Consider the following 300-nt stretch of genomic DNA (forward strand, 5'->3'; position numbering starts at 1 on the left):
GGCACGGTCATGATCGCGGACTCGCTGGTCGTGGTCGGCGGATCGGAGAAGGTGCGGGACTGCGGATAGAGGCGGGTCACGTGGCCGTCGCGCTCGATGCTGAGCCGCGCCTGAAGTGCCGACCAATTGTCGGCGACGACAGGCGAGATACCGTCGAGCGTGACCTTGTACGGACCGACCCTCGTCGAGTCCCCGCCGCGCAGGGCGATCAGGCGTTCGACGGTGAAGGCGGAGTCGCACGCGATTCCCGCGAGGCTGACGGCGATGCCGAGATGCGCAACGACCATGCCCCAGGTGAAT

The 300-nt window shown here is 67.3% G+C and carries 1 protein-coding gene; it reads right to left on the bottom strand.

From position 1 onward, the window contains the following. The coding region (locus tag AC0IYH_RS30795) for a cytochrome c-type biogenesis CcmF C-terminal domain-containing protein (RefSeq protein WP_471837965.1) at window positions 1-300 on the bottom strand (300 nt) is incomplete at both ends.

It is taken from the genome of Pseudomonas sp. AC463, assembly GCF_979253585.1.